At 51.0% G+C, this 21824-nt stretch carries 22 protein-coding genes; 20 read left to right on the top strand and 2 right to left on the bottom strand.

Annotation, left to right across the window (positions count from 1 at the left end; genetic code table 11):
- Positions 1-136: 136 nt before the first annotated feature.
- The 6 genes from ACL02P_RS15565 to ACL02P_RS15540 all read left to right on the top strand — a co-directional run bounded on the left by ACL02P_RS15565 (position 137) and on the right by ACL02P_RS15540 (position 11873).
- Positions 137-3442: a SwmB domain-containing protein gene (locus tag ACL02P_RS15565; protein ID WP_412837673.1), complete on the top strand. Its 3306-nt coding sequence runs from the start codon at positions 137-139 to the stop codon at positions 3440-3442.
- 679 nt (positions 3443-4121) lie between these two features.
- Positions 4122-6893: a stalk domain-containing protein gene (locus ACL02P_RS15560; RefSeq protein WP_412837672.1), complete on the top strand. Its 2772-nt coding sequence runs from the start codon at positions 4122-4124 to the stop codon at positions 6891-6893.
- 47 nt (positions 6894-6940) lie between these two features.
- Positions 6941-8113, top strand: a complete 1173-nt coding sequence (locus ACL02P_RS15555) for a sensor histidine kinase (protein ID WP_412837671.1) — start codon at positions 6941-6943, stop codon at positions 8111-8113.
- Positions 8106-8834, top strand: a complete 729-nt coding sequence (locus ACL02P_RS15550) for a response regulator (protein WP_009225330.1) — start codon at positions 8106-8108, stop codon at positions 8832-8834. The genes ACL02P_RS15555 and ACL02P_RS15550 overlap by 8 nt, the downstream gene beginning before the upstream one ends.
- A 341-nt stretch (positions 8835-9175) precedes the next feature.
- The gene (locus tag ACL02P_RS15545) at positions 9176-9595 is read left to right on the top strand and encodes a hypothetical protein (protein WP_412837670.1); all 420 of its coding nucleotides are present in this window, start codon (positions 9176-9178) and stop codon (positions 9593-9595) included.
- Positions 9596-10499: 904 nt separating this feature from the next.
- Complete coding sequence (locus ACL02P_RS15540) at positions 10500-11873, top strand: hypothetical protein (protein WP_412837669.1); 1374 nt, start codon at positions 10500-10502, stop codon at positions 11871-11873.
- 39 nt (positions 11874-11912) lie between these two features.
- Here the strand turns inward: ACL02P_RS15540 and ACL02P_RS15535 are convergent, their stop codons facing one another.
- Together ACL02P_RS15535 and ACL02P_RS15530 are read right to left on the bottom strand one after the other, a co-directional pair.
- A complete protein-coding gene (locus ACL02P_RS15535; RefSeq protein WP_412837668.1) occupies positions 11913-13133 on the bottom strand; it encodes a tyrosine-type recombinase/integrase in 1221 nt (406 codons plus the stop codon).
- A 14-nt stretch (positions 13134-13147) separates the two neighbouring features.
- The gene (locus ACL02P_RS15530; RefSeq protein ID WP_412837667.1) at positions 13148-13777 is read right to left on the bottom strand and encodes a LexA family protein; all 630 of its coding nucleotides are present in this window, start codon (positions 13775-13777) and stop codon (positions 13148-13150) included.
- 142 nt (positions 13778-13919) lie between these two features.
- Here ACL02P_RS15530 and ACL02P_RS15525 point away from each other — a divergent pair, with 142 nt between their 5' ends.
- The 14 genes from ACL02P_RS15525 (at position 13920) to ACL02P_RS15460 (ending at position 21816) form a co-directional block, all read left to right on the top strand.
- Entirely contained in the window at positions 13920-14135 is a 216-nt protein-coding gene (locus ACL02P_RS15525) for a helix-turn-helix transcriptional regulator (RefSeq protein ID WP_412837666.1), read from the top strand.
- A 15-nt stretch (positions 14136-14150) separates the two neighbouring features.
- Positions 14151-14768, top strand: a complete 618-nt coding sequence (locus ACL02P_RS15520; RefSeq protein ID WP_412837665.1) for a Bro-N domain-containing protein — start codon at positions 14151-14153, stop codon at positions 14766-14768.
- A 14-nt stretch (positions 14769-14782) separates the two neighbouring features.
- Entirely contained in the window at positions 14783-15115 is a 333-nt protein-coding gene (locus tag ACL02P_RS15515) for a hypothetical protein (RefSeq protein WP_412837664.1), read from the top strand.
- 82 nt (positions 15116-15197) lie between these two features.
- Complete coding sequence (locus tag ACL02P_RS15510; RefSeq protein ID WP_412837663.1) at positions 15198-15395, top strand: helix-turn-helix domain-containing protein; 198 nt, start codon at positions 15198-15200, stop codon at positions 15393-15395.
- Positions 15392-15652, top strand: a complete 261-nt coding sequence (locus ACL02P_RS15505; RefSeq protein WP_412837662.1) for a hypothetical protein — start codon at positions 15392-15394, stop codon at positions 15650-15652. Before ACL02P_RS15510 ends, ACL02P_RS15505 begins: the two co-directional genes overlap by 4 nt.
- A complete protein-coding gene (locus tag ACL02P_RS15500; protein WP_412837661.1) occupies positions 15649-15801 on the top strand; it encodes a hypothetical protein in 153 nt (50 codons plus the stop codon). The genes ACL02P_RS15505 and ACL02P_RS15500 overlap by 4 nt, the downstream gene beginning before the upstream one ends.
- Complete coding sequence (locus ACL02P_RS15495) at positions 15761-16144, top strand: hypothetical protein (RefSeq protein ID WP_412837660.1); 384 nt, start codon at positions 15761-15763, stop codon at positions 16142-16144. Before ACL02P_RS15500 ends, ACL02P_RS15495 begins: the two co-directional genes overlap by 41 nt.
- 32 nt (positions 16145-16176) lie before the next feature.
- Positions 16177-16350, top strand: a complete 174-nt coding sequence (locus tag ACL02P_RS15490; RefSeq protein ID WP_412837659.1) for a hypothetical protein — start codon at positions 16177-16179, stop codon at positions 16348-16350.
- A 75-nt stretch (positions 16351-16425) separates the two neighbouring features.
- Positions 16426-16947 carry an HNH endonuclease gene (locus tag ACL02P_RS15485; protein WP_412837658.1) on the top strand — a complete coding sequence of 174 codons (522 nt, stop codon included), beginning with the start codon at positions 16426-16428 and terminating at the stop codon, positions 16945-16947.
- Positions 16940-17218 carry an AbrB/MazE/SpoVT family DNA-binding domain-containing protein gene (locus tag ACL02P_RS15480; protein ID WP_412837657.1) on the top strand — a complete coding sequence of 93 codons (279 nt, stop codon included), beginning with the start codon at positions 16940-16942 and terminating at the stop codon, positions 17216-17218. The genes ACL02P_RS15485 and ACL02P_RS15480 overlap by 8 nt, the downstream gene beginning before the upstream one ends.
- Before the next feature lie 24 nt (positions 17219-17242).
- The gene (locus ACL02P_RS15475) at positions 17243-17716 is read left to right on the top strand and encodes a hypothetical protein (protein ID WP_412837656.1); all 474 of its coding nucleotides are present in this window, start codon (positions 17243-17245) and stop codon (positions 17714-17716) included.
- A complete protein-coding gene (locus tag ACL02P_RS15470; RefSeq protein WP_412837655.1) occupies positions 17713-18897 on the top strand; it encodes a DUF2800 domain-containing protein in 1185 nt (394 codons plus the stop codon). The genes ACL02P_RS15475 and ACL02P_RS15470 overlap by 4 nt, the downstream gene beginning before the upstream one ends.
- A gap of 3 nt (positions 18898-18900) precedes the next feature.
- The gene (locus ACL02P_RS15465) at positions 18901-19776 is read left to right on the top strand and encodes a DUF2815 family protein (RefSeq protein ID WP_412837654.1); all 876 of its coding nucleotides are present in this window, start codon (positions 18901-18903) and stop codon (positions 19774-19776) included.
- 57 nt (positions 19777-19833) lie between these two features.
- A complete protein-coding gene (locus tag ACL02P_RS15460; protein ID WP_412837653.1) occupies positions 19834-21816 on the top strand; it encodes a DNA polymerase in 1983 nt (660 codons plus the stop codon).
- Positions 21817-21824: the final 8 nt, after the last annotated feature.

The raw sequence follows: 21824 nt of genomic DNA, 5'->3' as shown, positions 1-21824 counted from the left end.
GGGTGAGTATCCTTTTTTTATTCTCTGAATTCTAAACTCGCTGCTACCTTTTGCCGTTATTAATTATAGGTATGTCTTGAACTCGTATCATTTTTTACTTTACATATAGGATTGCAACCGGGGAAGGGGAAAGGAAATGAAAAAGAAACTCTCGTTATGGATTGTTATTGCGATGATATTTAACATGTTCATAGGAGTATGGGGAGAGGACGTTGCGAGCGCGGCAAGTGCCACTGCACCATCACCTACAGTGGTTCCCGCGAACGGTTTTACGGATGTTCCAGTCGATACCAAACTGCAGATCAGCGTTCCTGGGGCGAGAATCAAGACGAACGGAACGCAGATGTATACGATATCTACAAGTTTGGGCGGGGTGACAGATAAAAAAGAAATTACCGTTACGGAATCTACTTATAGAGATTCTATTGTACTGACGCCGCCAACTTTATTGCAATATAACACATCATACACCGTTACATTACCTGCAGGTGCATTTATCCTCGAAGGAAGCGGTAAAACGACTGCGGCATATAGTTGGTCATTTAAAACCGTAAACTCATCAACGACGGCACTATCTGCATCCTTTAGTCCGGGTAATGGGAGTACGAATGTCAGCATTAACACCAAACCAACGATTACGTTTAACCGAAATATTAGATTGAATCCTGGCGTTGCAAATGGCGGAATAACCCTTAAAAAAACTAGCAATAATGCAATCGTACCTATTACCGTCTCAGCGAACTCCAATCTTGTGACAATTTATCCAAGTAGTTCAACGCTGGAGGCAGGGACAAGTTATTACATCGAAATTGCGGGGAACGGGATTTACGATGCTCAGAATGCATTAATTTATTATGCAGGAATAAGTGGAAGTAATCGTTGGAGCTTCCAAACTGCTGCTCCTGATAAAACTGCACCCGTACTCCAAAGCGCAACGATGTATAGCAACACAGCTATTCGGTTATTGTACAATGAGCCATTGCTGTCCACTTCAAATTTGCCCACTTCCTATTTCACAGTGACAGTGAATGGAGAAACACGTCGGATTAGTTATGTTACCGTATCCGGGGATGCTGTATATGTAAACCTAGAGACTGGCGTAGCTGTCGGGCAGGATGTGAAAATCAGTTATACGGCTAGCACTTCGGGGATTCGGGATGTGGCCGGAAATGCTGCGGCTGCCTTCACCGGAAAAGTAGTTACTAACGGGATTGACTCGGTTATGCCGAAGCCAAAAGACGGGTATGCAACAAGCAATACGGTCACGTTGTATTTTAGTGATTCACTTAAGAGCCCTTCGAGTTATGCTTATCAACAATTCACGGTTACGGCTAATGGAAGTTCCAGGGGGATAAGTAGTCTATCCCATAGCGGCTCAACCATTACGCTGTATTTGTCCAGCTTGATTTCGAATGGTGATGTTGTCAAAGTATCCTATACACCAGGGTCTTATCCACTGCAGGATTACCGCGGTTTTGATATCGCGGGCTTCACCGATTACTTTGTTCGCAACACATATGATTCAGTGGCACCTGTATTTCAAGGGGTTGAGGGTTCTGGCAACAAAGTGATCTTAACGTATAATGAAGCATTGCGTACCAGCCCGACACCGTTAAAAAGCCAATTTTCGATACTGGTTAATAATGCACCGGTATATGTCACAGGTGTTGAAATTGTATCCAACCAAGTGATCCTAACCTTGGCTTCGTCATTTACAAAAGATCAGAACGTAACGTTATCTTATATATCGGGTACAGGTGGCATCGCGGATCTAAATGGAAACCTGGCGGGTTACATCAACCTGCAGCCGGTAACATACAGTACCGTAGTTGAGGGGGTTCGTTCAGCCACGGTCACGGGAGATACGCTAACCATAACGTTCAATTCTACATTGAAGTCGGCGTCATATGTTCCGGTTAATCAATTCTACGTAAATGTGGATAACGTGAACCGTGGGGTTCAATCCGCGACTATTAGTGGCAATACGGTCATCCTGAAACTGAGCTCTGCTGTAACAGCCGGGCAGGTCGTAACATTGTCCTATCTGACAGGTGCGGCACCTTTATATGATAATCTGGGCAACATGATAAAAAGCTTTAATAATTTATCGGTACAAAACTTAATGGGTGGTCAGTCTACAACGCCAAACGGGGTCCAACCGGATTATCTGACCGTCATGAGTAATGCTCAGTTCGGAGTTAGTGGATATCTGTTAAACGTGAATACGGCCCAAGCTACTGACAGCCGGTCGCGTTTAGGCGCAGGAACAAAAAAATATACAATCGATAATACCAAGCTGCAGACGGCCTTTAGATATTTAGTAGACAGCAACGCTTTAGTCCGCAAAGTGGTATTTGAGGTACCTTCTACCGAGAAAGCAGCAGAAGTGGCTGTTCCACTTAGTGCACTGATGGATGTTTATAGTAGAGGAAAAACGGCTTCGTTTATGGTCAAATATAATCATGTGATGTATGAATTGCCGGTGGAAAAGATTCCGTTTACCGAAATTTCCAGGTTGCTTAATGTCAGTGCATTAAACTCAGCTTATCTTACCATTCAACTGGAGACGGTCACGAAAGCACAATTACCGGGGACGAACTACAGTAATGGCGTCACAACAACCCCGATGACGGACCCGGTGCAAATCTATGTGTCAGCATTTAACGGAGTGAATTCGCAAAACGCGGTAGAGGTGTCCCACAACGGACAACTTTACTTCCGAGCGACAAATACTTCGCCTAATGGTCAATTTTTGCTTATGAAATATGACGTAAATACACAAACCGTATCTTTTGTTCCGTCTAAAACAACAACTAGCGGCAGTGCAATCATCTTTAACGGGAAGATTAACGGCAATGCTGTAGTTGGTCCGGCGGTGGGCTACAGTTACTTCTCTGACACGACCAAGCATTGGGCTCGTGCGGACATTAATGAGTTGGCCAGTCGCTTGATCGTAACGGCTGCTTCGGGGTCGAAGTTTGAACCGGAGAAAAAAATCACCCGTGCTGAATTTGCGGTCTACATTGCAAAAGGCCTCGGACTGACTGGAGATGAATCCTATGCCCGTCGCTTCCCGGACGTTTCTTCTGGGACGACAGCGGCGTACATCGGGGCGGCGGCGAAGGCCGGGATTATTAACGGCAATACCGACGGCACGTTTAAGCCGAACAGCAACATCACGCGGGAGCAAATGGCGCTGATGATGGTGCGGGCGATGGAATACGCCGGTTACAATACGTCGATGAACGGAGCCAGTGCGGCAACGTTGACGAAATTCAAGGATGCGGCGAAGATCCAGTCCAAGGACACGGTGGCTAAAGCCGTGAAGGAAGGCATCATTCAGGGCATAACGACAAATACGTTCCAGCCGCAAGGCAATGCGACCCGCGCGCAAGCGGCGGTTATGCTGAAACGTGTATTGGATAAACTGAACTACATTTAATCCACAATGTTTCCCGGCACTAGGGGAGGAACCCAGGTGTCGGGATTTTTTTTGACTGAGGAGGGGAATGTGGGCAGCCAGATCTCTTTGGAGGATTATCCCGTTGCATCAGGTTGTGGAAAAGGGCTAAAAAGGTGTTCGGTAAGAGAGGACTTATCAACCGTTACATTGAGGGGCGATCCGCACGGTAACTAAATTAAGGTCCCACCGCTCTGAACGAAAGGGGTCATCGTGCAAAAGAGCCGTGAAAAGGGGCGTATAGGCGTAAGCGGCTGAGCGGGTAAGTGATTAAGTGATTAATTGAATTAGTGACAAATGAGTAAGTGAGCAATTGTATAAGTGCATAAGTTTGGTGTTCGGAGTTGAGCAAGGCGGAGCGAGGCCTTCCTTCGGGGAAAGTTTTGCTCACAAGTTATCTACCAAATCCACATTATCCACAGAAGTTAAGCACATCCGATAGGAGTAACAAACAAAAGTTATCCTAGTTTTCCACAGAATTTATCCCCAATATCCACATTACCCACATAGATATTCCATAAAAGTTAAAGAAATTGATAGGTTCCTTTAACAATCTTGCTAAATTTCGTAACTTTTCGGCATAAAAGTAGTCTATTAATAAGGGACTAGCTTTATAGAAGCACGTTAGAAGCATGAACAGATGGGAGAGTTGTCTAACAAAATGGTAGTCAGAAGAGACGAAACCGGAACGAAACAAACCCAAGTGAATACGGATCTGGAAGTTGTCGTACGTCAAAACTCGAAATTGGCCCACCTGGTGGCAAAGGGCGGTAAGCGCATCGCCTTAGTCACGCTGGCGGGATTGATATGGATTCAGCCTGTGATTGGCATTGGACCGATCGCGGGACCGGCTTTGACTGCGGAAGCAGCCGCAAGTCAAACGGTGAAGCTTAGTGAAGAAATGATCACGTCGGGAGCCAAGCTCGTGAAATACGAGTACACGGTAACCCGTTCGGGCAAACCGGTGAAGGTGCTGACCGATGTTATTGAGGTGGATTTGACGAATCCTTACGTCCAACTGGACGTGATGACCGGCAAAGGAGGACAAGTAACGACGAGACAAAGCGTGGAAGGAATGGCCAAGGAAACCGGGGCAGTCGCCGGGGTAAACGGCGATTTCTTTGCGACCGGCGGGCAAGGCGTTCCGATGGGGCCGGCGGTGTCGAAAGGGACGGTTGTGACCAGCCCAGCTCAGCTGCAAGGGATGTATGCTTTTGCCGTGCGGAATGACGGGACTCCGCTGATCGACCGTTTTGGCTTCAGCGGTACGGTGTTCGCGGAGGATGGTTCGACGTTCCCGCTCGCGGGCATCAACCAGGAATCCTATATGACCGAGCCAGATAAGGCCTACAGCCACGTGAATAAAATGTTTATTTATACGAGTGCCTGGAAATCGGAGGAACGTCCGGCAGCCAGCTCGACAACGCCAACCGAAGTGCTGGTGCAAGGCGGCGTGATTACACAAATCTCCATCAAAGCGGCGATTCCGGGACCGGTGCCGGCAGATGGGTATATTTTGCGGGCGCATGGTACGGCGGCGGATTATGTAGCCGCTCACCTGCAAGTAGGTCAGCGCGTAGATGCAGTCTATCAGCTGCAATCTTTGACTGACGGGCAACTCGTAGATCCGGCGGATCTGAAAATGATGATTGGCGGCCACACGCTATTGGTCGATCAAGGCAAAGCATCGGCGTTTACCCGTTCAACGACATCGATCAGCGGAGGCAGCGCCGTGGCACGGACCGCAGTAGGTTACTCCAAAGACGGGAAAACGGCCTATATCATTACCGCCGAGAAAAACAGCAACAGCACCGGCCTCACCCTGAAAGAGCTGCAAGGCTTCATGACGGGAATCGGTGTCTGGAAAGGCTTGAACCTGGACGGCGGCGGCTCCACGACAATGGTCACGCGACCGCTGGCGGAAACGACACCGCAGCTCACGTTTACGACGTCCAACGGGGCGGCGGGGCAGCGCGCGGTTGCCAACGGGCTTGGCGTATTTACGAGGGCACCGCAAGGTTCGCTGCTTGGTCTCAAAGTCAGCGGCTCCTCCACGTTGTTCATCGGGCAAACTGTGCCGTACGCTTTGAAAGGATATGATACGTATTACAATCCGATCGATACGAGCGGCATCCAAGCTTCGTGGCAAGCCAGCAACGGCAACGTGGTATGGACCGACAGCGGCTTTAAAGGCGTGAAGGCGGGCACCGCCAAAATTACCGCCACCAGCGGGCAAGCCAAAACCAGCATGGACGTGAAGGTGCTGGGCGGCACGGATCTGGAAAGCCTGATGCCGGGCACAACGTTTGCTCCGCTGCAAGCAGGAACCAGCGTAACGGTCGCCGTAACCGCCAAGCTGAAGGATGGACGTACGGTTGACGTTCCAGCGGAATCGGTGAAATGGACGTTCAGCGGTATGAAAGCCAGCGTACAAGGCGGTGTGCTTACAGTGCAGTCCGTGAACAATGGGGCGAAGTTTGCGTATGCGACGCCCGTCTATGACGGCTTTAATGGAACACCGATCGTGCTGTCAGCTTCCACTGAAACGATCTGGGAAAGCTTCGAAAACATGACTTACCCGATCTCCTTCACCGGCCTTCCGGCTGAAGCCAAAGGAACCGTGAGCATTGTGCAAGGAACCGGAGAGCGCGCAAACTCCAAAGTGTTGAAGCTCGATTACGATTTGACCGGCGGTACCGGAAGCAAGTTTGCTTATGCCCAATTTAACGGCACAAGCGGCAGAGCGATTCCGGATAATGCAACGACTTTGACGGTGGATGTGTTAGGTGATGCGAGTCTGAACTGGGTACGCGCCGAATTGTCTGACGCGGATGGCAAGCCAGTTTATATCGACCTTGCTCGTCCGATGGATTACACCGGTTGGAAGACGCTGACGGCGGATCTGACTGCGGGTAACATCAAGTTCCCGGCGAAGCTGAAACGCCTTTATGTTGTAAACGTCGAAGAAGGCCAGGACGAACGGGCGCTGACGGGCAGCGTTTCTTTTGACAATGTTCGCTTTACGGCTCCTGCAGCCGGCGGCAGCGACCAAGACTTCCCAAGCGCGAAGGCGGTCATGGTGATCGGTCAGAAGTCGATGACGGTGAACGGGAAGAAGCAAAACCTGGAAGTTGCGCCATTGCTCAAAGACAACACAACCTACGTTCCGATCAAGTACGTGTTGGACGTCTTTGGCGGGAATGCAGCTTGGAACGGGACGGCCAAAAAAATCACGGTAACCCGCGGTTCTACGGTATTGGAGCTGACGGTGGGACAGAAGACATTTTTGATTAACGGGGTTTCTTCTAAAGCGGAGGTATCTCCAATTATTGTTAACGGAAGGACTTTAGTCCCATTACGTTTGGTCTCTGAACAGCTTGGAATTGGCGTAAATTGGGAGAAGAAAACCAAATCCATTACCCTCGAATCATGATATGATTAGTCTGGGACTATTTGGACTAAGAAACGGAGAAGGATTGTGTGGATTTTCAAGCAGATGCCATAGATCGCGTTATTAATAACGCCGTAAGCGTATTGAAAGACAGCAAGCTGCAGATCCTGGAAATACTAGATTCGGCCCGCAATGAGCTGAAGATGCTCAACAACGAGCTGCAAAATGTCATGAAGGAAACGGCGGAAACGGTAGAGAAGGTAGACCAGCTCGAGATCAACTACCGGAAATCCCGCATCCGGCTGACGGAAGTCAGCCGGGACTTCGTGCGTTATACCGAGGAAGATATTAAGCAAGCCTATGAAAAAGCAACTCAGCTCCAGCTCGACCTGCTCATCTACCGGGAGAAGGAGATGTATCTGAAGGCTCGCCGCGATGAACTGCAGAAGCGTGCACGTAACGTGGAGAAGTCGGTGGAGCGCGCCGAAACGATCAGCTCGCAGATGAGCGTTGTGCTGGAGTATTTTTCCGGTGAATTGGGACAAGTGACCCGGATTTTGGAATCTGCGAAGAACCGTCAATTGATCGGATTGAAGATTATTTTGGCTCAGGAAGAGGAACGGAAACGGATCTCCCGCGAGATTCACGACGGTCCTGCCCAGCTTCTGGCCAATCTAGTGCTAAGGACGGAAATTGTAGAAAGAATGCTTGCTAAGCAGGAATTTAAACTGGTGCAGGACGAAATAGTAGATTTGAAAGCGCAGGTCCGCTCGAGTCTGGAAGAGATGCGGAAGGTTATTTTCAACCTGCGGCCGATGGCATTGGATGATCTGGGATTGATTCCGACGCTGCGGAAGTATGTACATGACTATGAAGAAAAAACGAAGATAAGAGCAACCTTCGAAACCCGTGGCAAAGAGCACCGGTTGTCCTCTCCGATGGAGACGGCGATCTTCCGACTGGTGCAGGAAGCGTTGACCAATGCGGCGAAGCATGCTTTTCCAACTTATGTGGGCGTTGAAATTACGTACCAGGCACAAATGATCCGTATTGTGGTAACCGACAACGGGTTAGGCTTCAAAGTGGATCAATTGGAACAGAAGACGAAAGAGCATACACACTTTGGATTAATAGGCATGCGGGAGAGAGTGGAGCTGCTCGAAGGCCGGATGGAAATTGAATCGGCGGCCAACTTGGGCACGAAAATCATCATTCATATCCCAACCAACTCAGATAAGAGAAAGGAGTACCAGGATGGATAGTCTTACTAGTGGAACCAGACAAGTGATTAAAGTTCTCCTGGCGGACGATCACCAGTTATTTCGTGAGGGTCTGAAGCGGATTTTGAATATGGAGGAAGACATCGAAGTCGTTGGCGAATGCGGCGACGGCGCCCAGGTGCTGGAAAGCTGCTTGCAGCTTCAGCCGGAAATCGTACTGATGGACATTAACATGCCATTGCTGAACGGCGTGGACGCTACGGCCGAGTTGCGCGAGGCGCTGCCGGACGTAAAGGTCATCATTCTGTCGATTCATGACGATGAGAGCTATGTTTTTGAAACGTTGCGCAAAGGTGCGACAGGTTACCTGCTCAAGGATATGGAGGCGGAGTCCCTGATCAATGCGATTCGCACGGTGGCAGAGGGCAATGCGTTCATTCACCCGAAGGTGACGGGCAAATTGATTCAGCAGCTGCGCCGGATGGAATACCTGAGCGAAACGGGAGCGATTGCCGAGGATACCGCGATCCGCGAAGCAGGCGTGAAATTCGTAGCCGGCGACGACAACCCGCTGACCCGCCGGGAGGCCGAAGTGCTTCGCTTGATGGCGGAAGGCCGCAGCAACAAGATGATTGGCGAACATTTGTTTATTAGTGAGAAGACGGTTAAGAATCATGTCAGCAGTATTTTGCAAAAAATGGACGTCGACGATCGCACCCAAGCGGTTATTAATGCGATTAAGTTCGGCTGGGTAACCCTATAAGATAGCTGGGCTGGGTCACTCGAAATTGCCTAACCGTCCCGTGGCTGGTTTTGAAGGGCTTGGCGGGATTCGGGCGGGAGGCTCTTGCGGCCGGGGTTACCATTTTATTCATGATCTTGAAAAGTGAGGCGATGTTGCCGTTACATCCGGAGTCTGGGCAGCATTTGGTGTCCCGGTTGCATCATTAACGCCTCTCGAACGAACGGCACCGGCCAATATACATAGTGGGTGAAAGGCTAACGGATTTGTTGATATACCTTGCTCTGCGGCTCCTTCCGTGCGAGCCCAGTAACCGACCTCTTGGCGGCGGCATATATTGTCGCTATAAGGGAGGTGGTACGGTGGTTTCTTATATTGGCTGGATCCTTCTCAGTTACGGCTTGGCTGCGGCGTTGGTCCATGTTTTGCACGGAATAGTTCAGCAAGGAAAACGGAGAAATCGCAGGGTTCATTATATTTTGGTGACGAGCAATCATGAGAACCAAATGGAATGGTATTTGCGAGCGCTCTCGTGGTATGCGCGGCTGCGTGGTTTATCCCTGCAGGTCACGGTGTTGGACGAAAGCTCGCAGGACGATACGCTGGCAATCTTGCGGAAGCTCGAAAAGCAAGGCGGGATAGAGCTCACCGTCATCGGTTTGGCGGTGGTGCAGCAAGAGGATGTGGAAGCGCATGCGGCCATGGTGGCCGAGGACGCGCCGGTCTGCATCGACCTTCGCGTACCGCGGGAGGCGGACAAAATTCCATATGTCCATGTGTAATCCCTTGTCTGGAATCGATGGTTCCGGAACTCAAGAACGACAGTGGCTGCAGGAAGGACAACAACATATGACCAGGCAGGCGCACAGCAATGCGCAGGTTAAAGTGTGAAGCACACTCTTTATGGCGAGTAGCCGAGGAGTGTGCTTTTTTGCATTTTTAGGCGAGATGGGGCGGCGGGGAGCTCTGAGGTCCAGATTGATGTGGATGGAGAGAAGGATGCGGTTGGGGGGGATTGAGGAGGTTGGGTGTGAAGGTGAGTAAATAAGGTGACGGGAAGTGGGAGGCAGAGCAGTAACAAGAGGTTGTAATAGGAAAATCAGAAAGTGGCATTGGAGGTGGACGGTGGTGGTCAGCGGTGTGAGGCGGCTTGGTTGGGGGTAATGAGCACGACTGAGAATGAGGGCTACGAGCAGTGCCTAGAAGACATGAGCTAACTGGTATATGCGAAGTGCAATGTGCACCTGGGCTCGAAGTGGTGGCCGTTCTAACGGAACTCAGAGGCGTTATTTGCCTGGGATTGCAAGAATGGGGATTTTAACGGAACGAGGAGACCTTATTTGCACCATGTGTGGGAGTTTTACCTTCTTTTTGGCCGGATAAGGTCTGTAGGTTCCGTTATCCCGGGAAATAGCCGGGAAATAGGCAAATAAGGTCACTCAGTTCCGTTACGTGAAGCCAATTCTATTGTGGGGCGATAGGTATCTCGGGGTCATTAGGGTACCTCAATATGGGCGCTTTATTGAGTTCAAGATGCGACATGAGGTGTGAGGATTTTGGTGAAAGAAGTCGAAGCAACGGAGATATTTTGAAATTGAAAAAAACTAAGATCAGAAAAAGAGGAATTATCCGAAAACTGTTGAAATATGGATAAAGATGTTAGAAATTAGGAGGACGGTGGAAATTGTGAGAGGGAGTCTGTATGCCGTACGCACTAAGTCAGGATGGCAGCTTCGTGCGAGTTTGGATTTGCACGTTGACTTGTTGTGGTGGATAGATAGGGAGGCGCACGCAATCTATTTATTATCGGAAGGGTTACCGTTCGGTTGGGCGGTTGAGGCTAGAGATTCCTTCAAGGCGTTCAGTGAGATGGATCGGTGGGCAAAGCGGGAATGGGATCATTTTTTGATGCGGACCTTGCAGGAGGAAATCAAAGCGGAGGCTAGGCTGATTCATCCGGCTGAGCCGTTAGATGAGGGTGCCCTGGTAGGTCGGCACCGGGGGTGGCTGGTGAAGGATGGCCAAGTCACGGCATGGGGACGGATGTTTATACATAGCGGGAATAGCGGGGATCCCAGGATGGGAATGAGGTTGACGGGACGGATTGAGGACACATTGGAATTAGAAAAGGATACGGAAAGGGAGATGAGGACGGGAATGTGGATGGAGAAAAAGGTCGGGGCCACGGGAAAAAGAGCCTTATCGAGCATTAATAGAGGTTTGGGTGCTAAAGCGGAGGTGTGCGATCAGGGGCAATACTCCATGCAGATGGATGGAGTAGGCGGGCCGACCGTGAGGGAGTGGGACGACGAGCATGACTCTCGGCGCGGGGGATCGGGTAGCGAGATGGCTGAGCTCGCCGATGCGGCGCAGCGCCTTGCCGCTGCGCTGGAGGGCCGCTCGCTGCTGGAGGCGGAGCTCCAGCAGCTGCTGGCGGAACGCCTGCCGGGCCTTGCCCCGGTCTGGCGTTCCGCCCTCCAGCACGCGCACCTGCAAGGGCGCGTGCAGCTCACGGCGGGCGTGGCCTCCGCCCGCCAAGATCCGGGCCCGCGCTGGCGCCGGGCCCGAACCCCCCGCTGCCGGCGCTGCGGCAGCGGGGTGCATCGCCGCACGCCCTGCGGGTCGTGCGGCTCCCGCGGCTGCGCCTACTGCGAGGCGTGCCTCGCGCTCGGGCGCAGCCGCTCCTGCGCGCTGCTGCTGCGCGGCAGCAGCGCGGGCATCGTGCCGCCGCGTGCCGGAGGCGGCACGGCCGCGGGCCTGGCCCCCACCGAGTCCCTGCTGGACCGGTGGGGGCTGAGCCCCGCCCAGCGCAGCGCGGCGGGGCAGGCGCTGCGCTTCCTGGCGCAAGCGCAGGAAGCGGCTCCGCAGCGGCAAGTGGCAGCAACGGCTCACGGAAGGCCGGCTCTTCTTCTGGCCTCGCGGCGTTCCCCCTTGCGCCGGAACGAAAACGCAGCCCGTCCGCCACGCTTCCTACTCTGGGCCGTGACCGGCGCCGGCAAAACCGAGATGATCTTTCCCTTACCTGTTCAGGCCGCTATATCATTGGTTTTTTGGTTATAATATAATCAATTTGCCCACATTTTGCCCACGGATGTAGCATTATTTTAGGCCGCCCATCAACTCTTCAAATTTTTGGGAAGCCTCTCGTTTGAGTTCTTTTGTCACATGCAGATATACCGATCTGGTCATGTCGTCATTTTTATGCCCAAGTCGATCTTGGATGGTTTCGAGTGAGACTCTAGCGGCAGCCAGCAGGGACGTATGGGTGTGACGCAAAGAGTGTGGAGATAGCGTAGTATTTAAACCTGCGATCTTGAGCAAGCGCTTCATTCGTGATCCGATGTCCTTTTGCATAAATGGATATCCATAGTAACCATATCGAGCGTTATTTTTGGTAAATATAAAATCCGCGTCGTGGTATGTATCTCGGTGCTCCATTTTCATAAGATTTTGCTTTTTCCGTTGTTCGTTTAACGCCTGTAACACTGTGTCGCTAATCTCGACTACACGTATGGATGATTTGGTTTTTGGTGGTACAAGCTTGTATTCTCGTGTGTTATTTTTTTCATTGTCTATTGTTTTTGTGATGGATAATGTTTTTTCTTCTCTATCTAAGTCCGACCACTTCAGGGCGCATAACTCGCCGACGCGAATACCGGTATAGGCGAGTGTCACGAAAATCGGATAATCTTGAAAGTCCAAACCATGATCGGAGGTTATATTCAGGAATTTGGCGAGTTCGTCTTTTTCCATGAATTCAGGTAATTGTTCCACGGACTCGATTTCCTCGACGGTCTGTTGCTTGCGGGGAATCTCCGCGCCTACAGTTGGGTTCAACTTGATGATACCGAGATCATGCGCTTTTTGAAAAAGCATTCTCCCAGTCGCGTGAATGGACGTTATGGTCTCTTTTGAATATTTTTCCCCAAGTTCTATCAACATGTCCTGATACATCTTTTTTGTGATATCTTTCATTTTGATGTTTTGGAAATGATTCTGAAGATTATTGCAACATCGCTTTCTGACTCTCACCGAGCCGGGCTTCACTTTACCGGAAGTTTCATACAATTTCAAAAACTCCGGCACAAATTCTGCGAAAGTGATATTTTTCTCATCCACATAGATACCTTTTTCAATTTCTGCAAGTATTCGCTTTGCTTCGGCCTCTGCCTCCGCTTTTGTCTCGAATCCACGCGTTTCTTTTTGCTTACGCTTTCCTGTGACAGGGTCAATAATGTGATACCGGTATGTCCATTTTGAGCCGCACGTGCAACGTTTCTTTTTGCACGTGCAACCGCGACGACGAAACGATCCCAACATAATTTATACCTCCCTTAAAGTAATTGCGTAACTTGTACCGCGCGCCCGATGATACGAGCAGGATTATCTGGTGTAATGACGATCGGCTCATATTCGGGATTATCCGGCATCAAAATAAGCAAATTCCCTTGTTTTTTAATCCGTTTCAACGTCGCTTCGGTATCTCCGTTAACGAGTACGGCCGCAATTGCGCCTGGTTCAACCTCTGGTTGCTCTTTAAACAAAACGAGCGCACCATCAGGGATTGTCGGTTCCATACTAGAGCCTTTTGCGCGAAGGTAGAACAGTTTCCCGCCCGGGATGCGGTCGGACGGCATATATATGTATTCCGATATATTTTCTTCGGCGAGTATTGGTTCGCCGCAAGCGATTGCCCCTAACACAGGGATACGAACGAAGTCAGGTGTAACAGGTTCGACATTTGTTGGAGATGGGAACAAATCGTTGATCGATACCCCAAGGACATCGGCGATCGCAAAAAGAATATTTTGTTCCGGCTCATTGGTTCCATTTTCATAACTGGAAATAGTATTGTGCTTCACTCCAATTCTAAATCCAAGTTCTTTTTGAGTTAGGCCCTTTAGTTTGCGATATTTTCTAATTTGAGACCCAACGTATTTGGTAACGTCATTTTCAAACTTCATGAAATTTCACTCCTTTATATCTATGATTATACGCATATTCATGCGAATGTAAACATATTTCTTCATGATGTATGAAATAATATGTTGACTCAACAACAAAATTCATATATCATGAAGTCATCAGCGAGAGGAGGTGATAAAGATGCAGGAAAAATTAGCTGCTCTTCGCCGCTATCATAATATTTCTCAAAAAGAGATGGCCAGTCTCATCGGCGTTGATCTCCGAACCTATGTAAATAAGGAAAGCGGTCAATCTCAGTTTAAAGCGAATGAGATGTTCGCAATAGCAAAGATATTTCAAAAGCCAGTGGATGAAATTTTTTTGCCTACAAACTTCACGAAACATGAAGTTTCGTAATTAGGAGGTGACAACGTGAACACCAAAACCGAAAACTGGAACGGTCACGAAATCCGCTTCGTTGAGCGGACGCCGGGAGACTGGTGGGCGGTATTGGCGGACATCGCGAAAGCTCTGAATCTGAAAGCAAAGCGAATTCGTGAGCGTTTGGACGACGAGGTCGTTTCAACCGTCCACATCCCGGATGCACTAGGCAGAATGCAAGAAATGCTCATCGTGAACGAATTTGGGATATATGACGCTGTTTTCGAGAGCCGCAAGTCGGAAGCAAAAGCGTTCAAGCGCTGGGTATTCGACATGATTAAGACCCTCCGCCAATTTTCCGGCCTTGAAGGCTTCCAAATCTTCCGGATGCTCGACAAAGAGCACCAGAAGGAGGCTATGGCGAAGCTGAAAGCCGGCTTGCGACAACCGGCGCGGGTGGACTTTATCAAGGCCAACACGATCGCGAACAAAGCGGTGTCGACGAGATACGGATATCCGAAAATGCTCAATAAAGGCGAGATGACACCTGAGATGCTCGTTGATCGGGAGCCAATTCTGGACGACACAGTTGAATTGATGCGCGTGGTCGATAGATTCAGTCTGCCGGTCAGAGTCAGCGAAGCGATTTATCAAAAATACGCGCAGTGAAAGGAGGCGAACCTATGAATAAAAAGGCTATTCAAGCAAAGGCGAAAGATATAAGAGAGCGGGTTGGAGGAACAATATTCGGCTTCCCAATCAAGGAGGACGATCCTTTCTCAGAATATGCAGTGGTTTTGTTCGCAGGCGGGAAATACCACTTATACCCGAAAGCGGGCGACATTTCCCACGCTGCAATTGGGGTGTTGACCCTATTCGAGTCTCTTAAGGAAGCCGGATTGACAACAAGTTTTGAAAAAGACGTTCGGCTCGTTTCATATGACGCTCAATTAAACGCCCCGGACGTTAGGATGCGGCGTCTGAAAAACACATCTGGTGCTTACCGCACTATTTGATTCATTTAGAAAACGGAAAATTCCGTTCTCAGGATTTCTTCATTAAATCAGCCTATAAGGGGGAGAAAGGAGTAAACACGCCATGACCACCGAAACACTGCCACCTATCCTCACTGTGAAGCAAGTGGCTGAGTTAATGGGTTGGCATCCGAATACGGTGTATCTCCGTTGCACTAGCGGTGAACTACCAAGCTTTAAGAGTGGTAATAGCCGTCGAATTCGTCGGGAAGCATTTATCGAATGGGTGAAGCAACTAGAATCTGAGGCGGTAACGCCATGATCCAGATCCACGTACCCCCACCACTCCGGCGTCTGGCCGAACTGACCGAAAAGGCGCATCGTATCGGTGGCTACCCGCAGCTAAGCCCTATGGAGCTTTACGAGCTGTTTGAATGCCTGGACGCCAACCTGATCCAGATCAGAAAGATCGATGAGTTGAATGGTTTGTTCACGGCGGCTTGGGCGGCCGGTGATATGCGGTGGCTGGCTGAACTAGAACAGCGGGCTGTAAGAACACTAAAAGGAGGAAGACCATGAAAGCATCTGAGTTAGTCGAAATGCTGCAGCATCTTGTTGATCAATACGGTGACCGTGAGATTATGTTTATCAATTATACAGAGAGCGCAGGAAGGGAGGATGATCAGGATGAGCCAAAACACTTGGGGACTTGGCTTTACAAGAATTAATACCGAAGCTAATACCTTCGAAACTTTTTTGGGATTGATCATTGGAAATGAAGAGAAAACCAGAAAATTGTTCGAACAGATAAAAGATGAGTTTGTTCGGAACGATGGAGAACCAGATTGCCTTATCGACCTGCTTGACGAAGATGACAATATCGTAGACGACTATCCAATCACCTTAGATCAAGCTAAGGCGATTGCCGACAAATTGGGGCATAAACTCAAATTTATAAGCCGTAACTGTATTGACTGCGGGCATTCGTCGAGTGATGATGAGGACAACTTACATTGCTCGATTCATCAAACGATTGTTGCTGATAACGACAGTTGTAACAATTTCAATTAATGCACATTCCGACACTGGAGCGCACATGAAAGGTGGTGATGAAACTGGGAGATCAGGAACGGTTATACCGCAAATTCGAGCTGATGCGGATCCGCTGGGGCATCCGTAACGGTCGCATTAAGTGCTGCGACGAGGCAACACGGGACGGAGCGCTGTGGTGGCTCGATCGGGAAATTGAAGCCCTGGAAAACGAAAATGCAGCCTGATCGGGGTAGGAGCCGACCGGCTGCACAAATCAAACCATCTTACCGCCAGTATATGCTGGCAGAAAGGAAAATGCAATGAAAAATCGGTATGAAGTTGATGGTGACGTCACCCGAATTTTCTTGATACGCCGCGACGGTAGGGTGCTTGTCACCCTCATAGATACAGAAGACCTTGAGGCCGTTTCGAGTTGCAACTGGTACGCCTATTGGTCGAAACTCGGAAAATCGTTCTATGCGTACAATCAAAATCTATTAATGCATCGACTTATCATGAAAGCTCCGCGCGGTAAGCAGGTTGACCACATTAATCATAACACACTGGATAATCGCAAGAACAATTTAAGAGTTGTTACGTCAGCCCAGAACAATCAGAACAGAAGTGGAGCTCGTTCAGATAATCGTTCTTCCGGAATTCGTGGGGTTACTTGGAGCAGGCAACAGAAAAAATGGAGAGCCCGATATATGCTCAACGGAATTGATTACCATGTCGGATTTTTCGATGACCTAATTGAAGCGGCTCAGGCGGTTAAACAAGCCCGAGCAAAACATATGCCCTATTCCTATGAAGCTTATGAAAGGAGCTATCAAAATGCTTAAATCTACTGGAATTGTACGTCGTATCGACGATTTGGGCCGTGTGGTTATCCCGATGGAGCTTCGACGGACCCTTGGGATTGCTGAGGGCGATCCGCTCGAAATCTTCGTGGACGGGGATAGGATTGTTCTTCGTAAGTATGCACCTGGTTGCTACCTTTGCGGAGATGTAGAGGGCCATATGCATGACTTCTTTGGTAAAGCGATTTGCACCAAATGCGTCAAGCAGGTCGCCCGCTACAGCGAAAAGATTGAAGCCAGTATTAAAGCCTAATTCATTTTATAGGAGGACTCATACATGTCTAATCTCGTACCGATTCAAATCACCCTGCAGGCTGCTACGGCAGCTGATGCAAAACAACTTGTGCAGGATCTAGCCAGCACTATGTCCGGCATGGCTGACACCCGTATTCCGGCATCGACTGAGGTTTCTACGCTCACTCCTGCCGCGCCAGCAACCGTGTCACAACAGCCACAGCAGTTCACGCTGCCACAAACCCCGCAGCAAGGATATACAGCTCCAACCGTGCCTACTGCTCAGCCAAACCCGGCCGCGCCGCCTGCGCCCTCGGCAGGAGCTGTGCCTACATCTGCCCCGAGCTATACGATGGAGCAACTTGGCGTAGCTGCTCAGCCGTTGGTTGATGCCGGCAGAGGGTCAGAGTTGGTAGGCTGGCTGCAACAACATGGCGTCTCTGCATTGACTCAGCTTCCAAAAGAGAAATACGGGGAGTTTGCGACGTTCCTCCGGAGCTTGGGGGCGTCGATATGATCGAAATCGCACACGCCGAGCGAGCTCACGCCCTGCTGTCTCCCAGCGGGGCCCACCGCTGGCTCCACTGTACGCCGAGCGCCCGCCTGGAAGAGACGCTGCCGGATACCGAGAGCGAAGCGGCAAAGCGCGGAACGTTGGCCCACGAAATCGCCGAGTTGAAGCTTCGGAAGGCGCTCACGGATAAGATGCCGACACGGAGCTACAACACAGCGCTGAAAAAGTTCAAGGCTCATGAGCTGTATGAGCCGATCATGGACGATCACACTGACGCCTATCTCGAATACGTCCAGAAGGTGGTTCACGCGTTCCCTTCGCCGCCTTTCGTTGCGATCGAACGCCGCGTCGATATCTCCGACTATGTGCCGGAATGCTCCGGTACCAGTGACTGCATCGTGATCGGGGGCGGCCATCTGCATGTGATTGATTACAAAAACGGACAAGGCGTACCGGTGAGCGCGGAGAACAACCCTCAGATGAAACTTTACGCGTTAGGGGCGGTGAAAGAATTTTCCTTGCTGTTCCCGATCGAAACGGTCCACCTTGCAATCGTGCAACCAAAGGTATGGGATCAACCTTCCGAGTGGACATTGTCGGCGTCCGATCTGCTTGCCTGGGGCGAGTCGATTAAGCCGATCGCTCAGGCCGCCTTTAAAGGAGAGGGCGAGTACACGATCGGCGAGCATTGCGGCTTCTGCCGGGCGAAGGCGACCTGCCGGGCTCGTGTTGAGCACATGCTGGAAGCCGGTAGCAGAGCCCCGCTCAAGCCACCGCTAATCGGGTGGGATGAAGTGGGCGACGTACTCCGGCAGGCTGAAGGGATCGTCAGTTGGTATACCGATCTTAAGAAGCAGGCCCTTGCCGAAGTACTTAAAGGCGGCCGGGTCGCTGGCTGGAAAGCTGTCGAAGGCCGAGGGGGTCGAGATTATGCCGACTTGGATGCTGCTTTCGCTCACCTGAAGGAAAACGGTATTGACGAAGCTGTTCTGTATGAGCGGAAGCCGTTGACTCCTCCGCAGCTTGAAAAAGCCCTATCCAAGCCGGTCTACAAGAAGCTGCTCGAAGAACCAGGTCACGTTATCAACCGGTCGGGGGCTCCGACGTTGGTGCCTGAATCAGACAAACGACCGGCAATCACCGACCAAGTTAAGCCGGAGGACGTGTTCCAGAAGGAGGCATAGGCGGTGGGCGAAATCGCTGAGTACTACACTGACATGATGGCGTCTGGCCGCTGGTCAAGCGGCACAATTAATCGAGAAAAGGGGAAACGACAAATGGCAAATGAAGCGACAAACGTAACGACGGGACAAGTTAGACTGAGCTTTGTGCATCTTTTTCAACCGCATGCAAACCAACCAGGGCAGGAGCCCAAGTACAGCACGACCATCTTGATTCCAAAATCTGACGTGGCAACGATGCAGCGAATCAACGCGGCTATCGAGGCGGCGGCCCAGAAGGGCGTGGCCGGTATTTGGAACGGTGCGCGTCCTCCGCAGTTGAAGACGCCAATCTGGGATGGTGACGGTGTACGACAAAACGGGGAGCCGTTTGGACCTGAGTGCAAAGGCCATTGGGTTCTGACGGCCAGCAGCAAACAACAACAGGCGATTGTTGACGTGAATCTTAACCCTATCATTAACCAATCCGAAGTGTACAGCGGAATGTATGCTCGTGTGAATATTAATTTCTTCCCGTTTTCCAACAGCGGTAACCGCGGGATCGGTGCTGGACTCGGTCCGGTACAGAAGCTGGCCGACGGAGAGCCGCTCGGCGGTCGAGTTACGGCAGAGCAGGCTTTTGGTGGAAATGGTGGAGGCGTAGGGTACGCCCCGGCGCCGGCACCGCAGGGTTGGGAGCAGGCCGCGCCGCCACAACAGTTTGGTCAACAGCCGCCGGTTGCTCCGCCGACGTATCAGCAACCTCCGCAAGCGGGATATGGTCAAGCGCCGCAGCCTTACGGCCAACCTGGCTTTGCTACGCCGCAGCCTCCGGCTCAGCCGCCACAACCAATTGATCCTATTACTGGCAAGCCAATCAACGGCGGAGTATGGGGCATCTAAGAGTAGACAGAGGGGTTCTTTTAGAGCCCCTTTCTCTTTCTCAGAAGGGAGGTTGCCATGGGGCATTTATCGATTGACCTTGAAACTTACAGCAGCGTAGATATCAAGAAATCAGGCCTTTATAAATACGTTCAGTCTCCGGACTTTGAAATACTGCTATTCGCTTACTCTTGGGATGGGCAACCTGTGCGGATCGTCGATCTGAAGCGCGGAGAGACCATACCGGAGGAAGTATGCAGGGCTTTGTTTGATCCTTGGGTAGTGAAACACGCTTATAACGCTGCTTTTGAATGGTATTGCTTGAGCAAACACTTTGCTGTATCCGATCCATTCAGCTGGCTTGCACAATGGCGTTGTACTCAGATCCACGGTCTATATCTCGGTTATCCAGCCGGATTGGCTGCCTTGGGTGAGGCGCTTGGGATCCCGCAGGACAAACGAAAGATGGGCGTCGGTGGCTCACTGATCCGAACGTTCTGCGTGCCATGTAAACCGACAAAGGCAAACGGAGGGCGCACCCGAACGCTCCCGCACCACGAACCGGATAAGTGGGATCTGTTCAAGCAGTACTGCGTCGGTGACGTCGTGGCTGAGATGGAGATCCTTAAGCGGCTGTCTGTATTCCCGGTACCTGAAAAGGAATGGCGGCTTTGGCAGCTCGACCAAAAGATCAATGTTCGGGGCATTGCTTGCGATCTGGAACTTGTGGAGGGTGCGTTGGCTGTTGACGAGCAGATCACTTCGGAACTGAGGGCCGAAGCGGTGCAGCTTTCCGGTCTTGATAACCCGAAATCCGTTCAGCAGCTCAAGAAATGGATGACTGAGGAAATCGGGGAGGAGGTTGAGGATCTGCGAAAGGACACTGTTTCAGGCTTAATTAAGACAGTGGACGTGGGTAAGGCCCGACGTATGCTGGAGATTCGCCAGGAGCTCAGCAAGACCAGCGTTAAGAAGTATCAGGCTATGCGGACAGTTGCTTGTGAGGATGGCCGGGTGCGCGGGTTGCTCCAATTTTACGGGGCGAACCGGACGGGGCGCTGGGCCGGCCGACTGGTGCAGGTGCATAACTTGACTAAAAACAAAATGGCTTTGGAATTGCTGAAGCTTGCCCGGCAACTTGTTCGGGAGCGTAAGGTCGAAATGCTCAAGTTGATTTTTGGAAGTGTGCCCGATACGCTTTCTCAGCTTATTCGCACCGCGTTTGTAGCGCCAGAGGGTAAGCAGCTCCTTGTGGCCGACTTCAACGCGATCGAGGCCCGCGTCATCGCCTGGGTGGCTGGAGAACAATGGAGGCTCGACGTATTCGCTTCTCATGGCAAGATTTATGAAGCATCAGCATCTCAGATGTTCGGCGTGCCAATCGAGTCTATTGGCAAGGACAGCGACCTGAGACAAAAAGGGAAGGTTTCGGAGCTGGCGCTAGGGTACCAAGGCTCTGCTGGCGCGCTTATCAACATGGGTGCCCTCGACATGGGCCTGAAGGAAGAAGAGCTGCCGGAGATCGTCATGCGGTGGCGTAACGCGAACCGGCGTATCGTCGATCTGTGGTTCAGCTTTGAAGCTGCGGCGATTGAGGTCATGGAAACCGGGCAGCCGGTAGGCGTGCGTGGGATCATCTTCGCAAGAGAGAGTCATCACGAAAGTGGTCTGGATTTCTTCACGATCCAGTTGCCAAGTGGACGGAAACTCTACTATGTGAAGCCGTCACTTGCACAAAATGACTTCGGAAAGCAGGCGCTTCACTATATGGGGCCGGATCAAAAGACTGGCAAATGGACGAAGATCAGCACCTACGGGGGCAAGCTCGTCGAGAACGTGGTGCAGGCGATCGCCCGGGACTGTCTGGCTGAGTCACTGCTTCGCGCGGATCAGGCGGGGTATGAGACGGTACTGCACGTACACGACGAGATTGGTGTTGAGTCCGCTAAGGGAGAGGAGCTGGACCGCGTGCTGGATTTGATGGCCCAGCCGATCGAATGGGCGCCGGGACTACCGCTAAAGGCTGCGGGTTTCGTAACGCCATTTTATATGAAGGATTAAGGGAGGAT

Origin of the sequence: Paenibacillus sp. MB22_1 (genome assembly GCF_047200555.1) — a bacterium.
In the GTDB taxonomy this organism is placed as follows: domain Bacteria; phylum Bacillota; class Bacilli; order Paenibacillales; family Paenibacillaceae; genus Fontibacillus; species Fontibacillus phoenicis.
Note: the sequence above shows the minus strand (reverse complement) of the source record. Positions and strands in the feature narration are given on the sequence as shown.

Coding starts and splice junctions, on each gene's coding strand:
- ACL02P_RS15565 (WP_412837673.1), top strand. CDS start 137: ATGAAAAAGAAACTCTCGTTATGGATTGTTATTGCGATGATATTTAAC.
- ACL02P_RS15560 (WP_412837672.1), top strand. CDS start 4,122: ATGGTAGTCAGAAGAGACGAAACCGGAACGAAACAAACCCAAGTGAAT.
- ACL02P_RS15550 (WP_009225330.1), top strand. CDS start 8,106: ATGGATAGTCTTACTAGTGGAACCAGACAAGTGATTAAAGTTCTCCTG.
- ACL02P_RS15535 (WP_412837668.1), bottom strand. CDS start 13,133: ATGTTGGGATCGTTTCGTCGTCGCGGTTGCACGTGCAAAAAGAAACGT.
- ACL02P_RS15530 (WP_412837667.1), bottom strand. CDS start 13,777: ATGAAGTTTGAAAATGACGTTACCAAATACGTTGGGTCTCAAATTAGA.
- ACL02P_RS15525 (WP_412837666.1), top strand. CDS start 13,920: ATGCAGGAAAAATTAGCTGCTCTTCGCCGCTATCATAATATTTCTCAA.
- ACL02P_RS15515 (WP_412837664.1), top strand. CDS start 14,783: ATGAATAAAAAGGCTATTCAAGCAAAGGCGAAAGATATAAGAGAGCGG.
- ACL02P_RS15510 (WP_412837663.1), top strand. CDS start 15,198: ATGACCACCGAAACACTGCCACCTATCCTCACTGTGAAGCAAGTGGCT.
- ACL02P_RS15505 (WP_412837662.1), top strand. CDS start 15,392: ATGATCCAGATCCACGTACCCCCACCACTCCGGCGTCTGGCCGAACTG.
- ACL02P_RS15500 (WP_412837661.1), top strand. CDS start 15,649: ATGAAAGCATCTGAGTTAGTCGAAATGCTGCAGCATCTTGTTGATCAA.
- ACL02P_RS15495 (WP_412837660.1), top strand. CDS start 15,761: ATGAGCCAAAACACTTGGGGACTTGGCTTTACAAGAATTAATACCGAA.
- ACL02P_RS15485 (WP_412837658.1), top strand. CDS start 16,426: ATGAAAAATCGGTATGAAGTTGATGGTGACGTCACCCGAATTTTCTTG.
- ACL02P_RS15480 (WP_412837657.1), top strand. CDS start 16,940: ATGCTTAAATCTACTGGAATTGTACGTCGTATCGACGATTTGGGCCGT.
- ACL02P_RS15475 (WP_412837656.1), top strand. CDS start 17,243: ATGTCTAATCTCGTACCGATTCAAATCACCCTGCAGGCTGCTACGGCA.
- ACL02P_RS15470 (WP_412837655.1), top strand. CDS start 17,713: ATGATCGAAATCGCACACGCCGAGCGAGCTCACGCCCTGCTGTCTCCC.
- ACL02P_RS15460 (WP_412837653.1), top strand. CDS start 19,834: ATGGGGCATTTATCGATTGACCTTGAAACTTACAGCAGCGTAGATATC.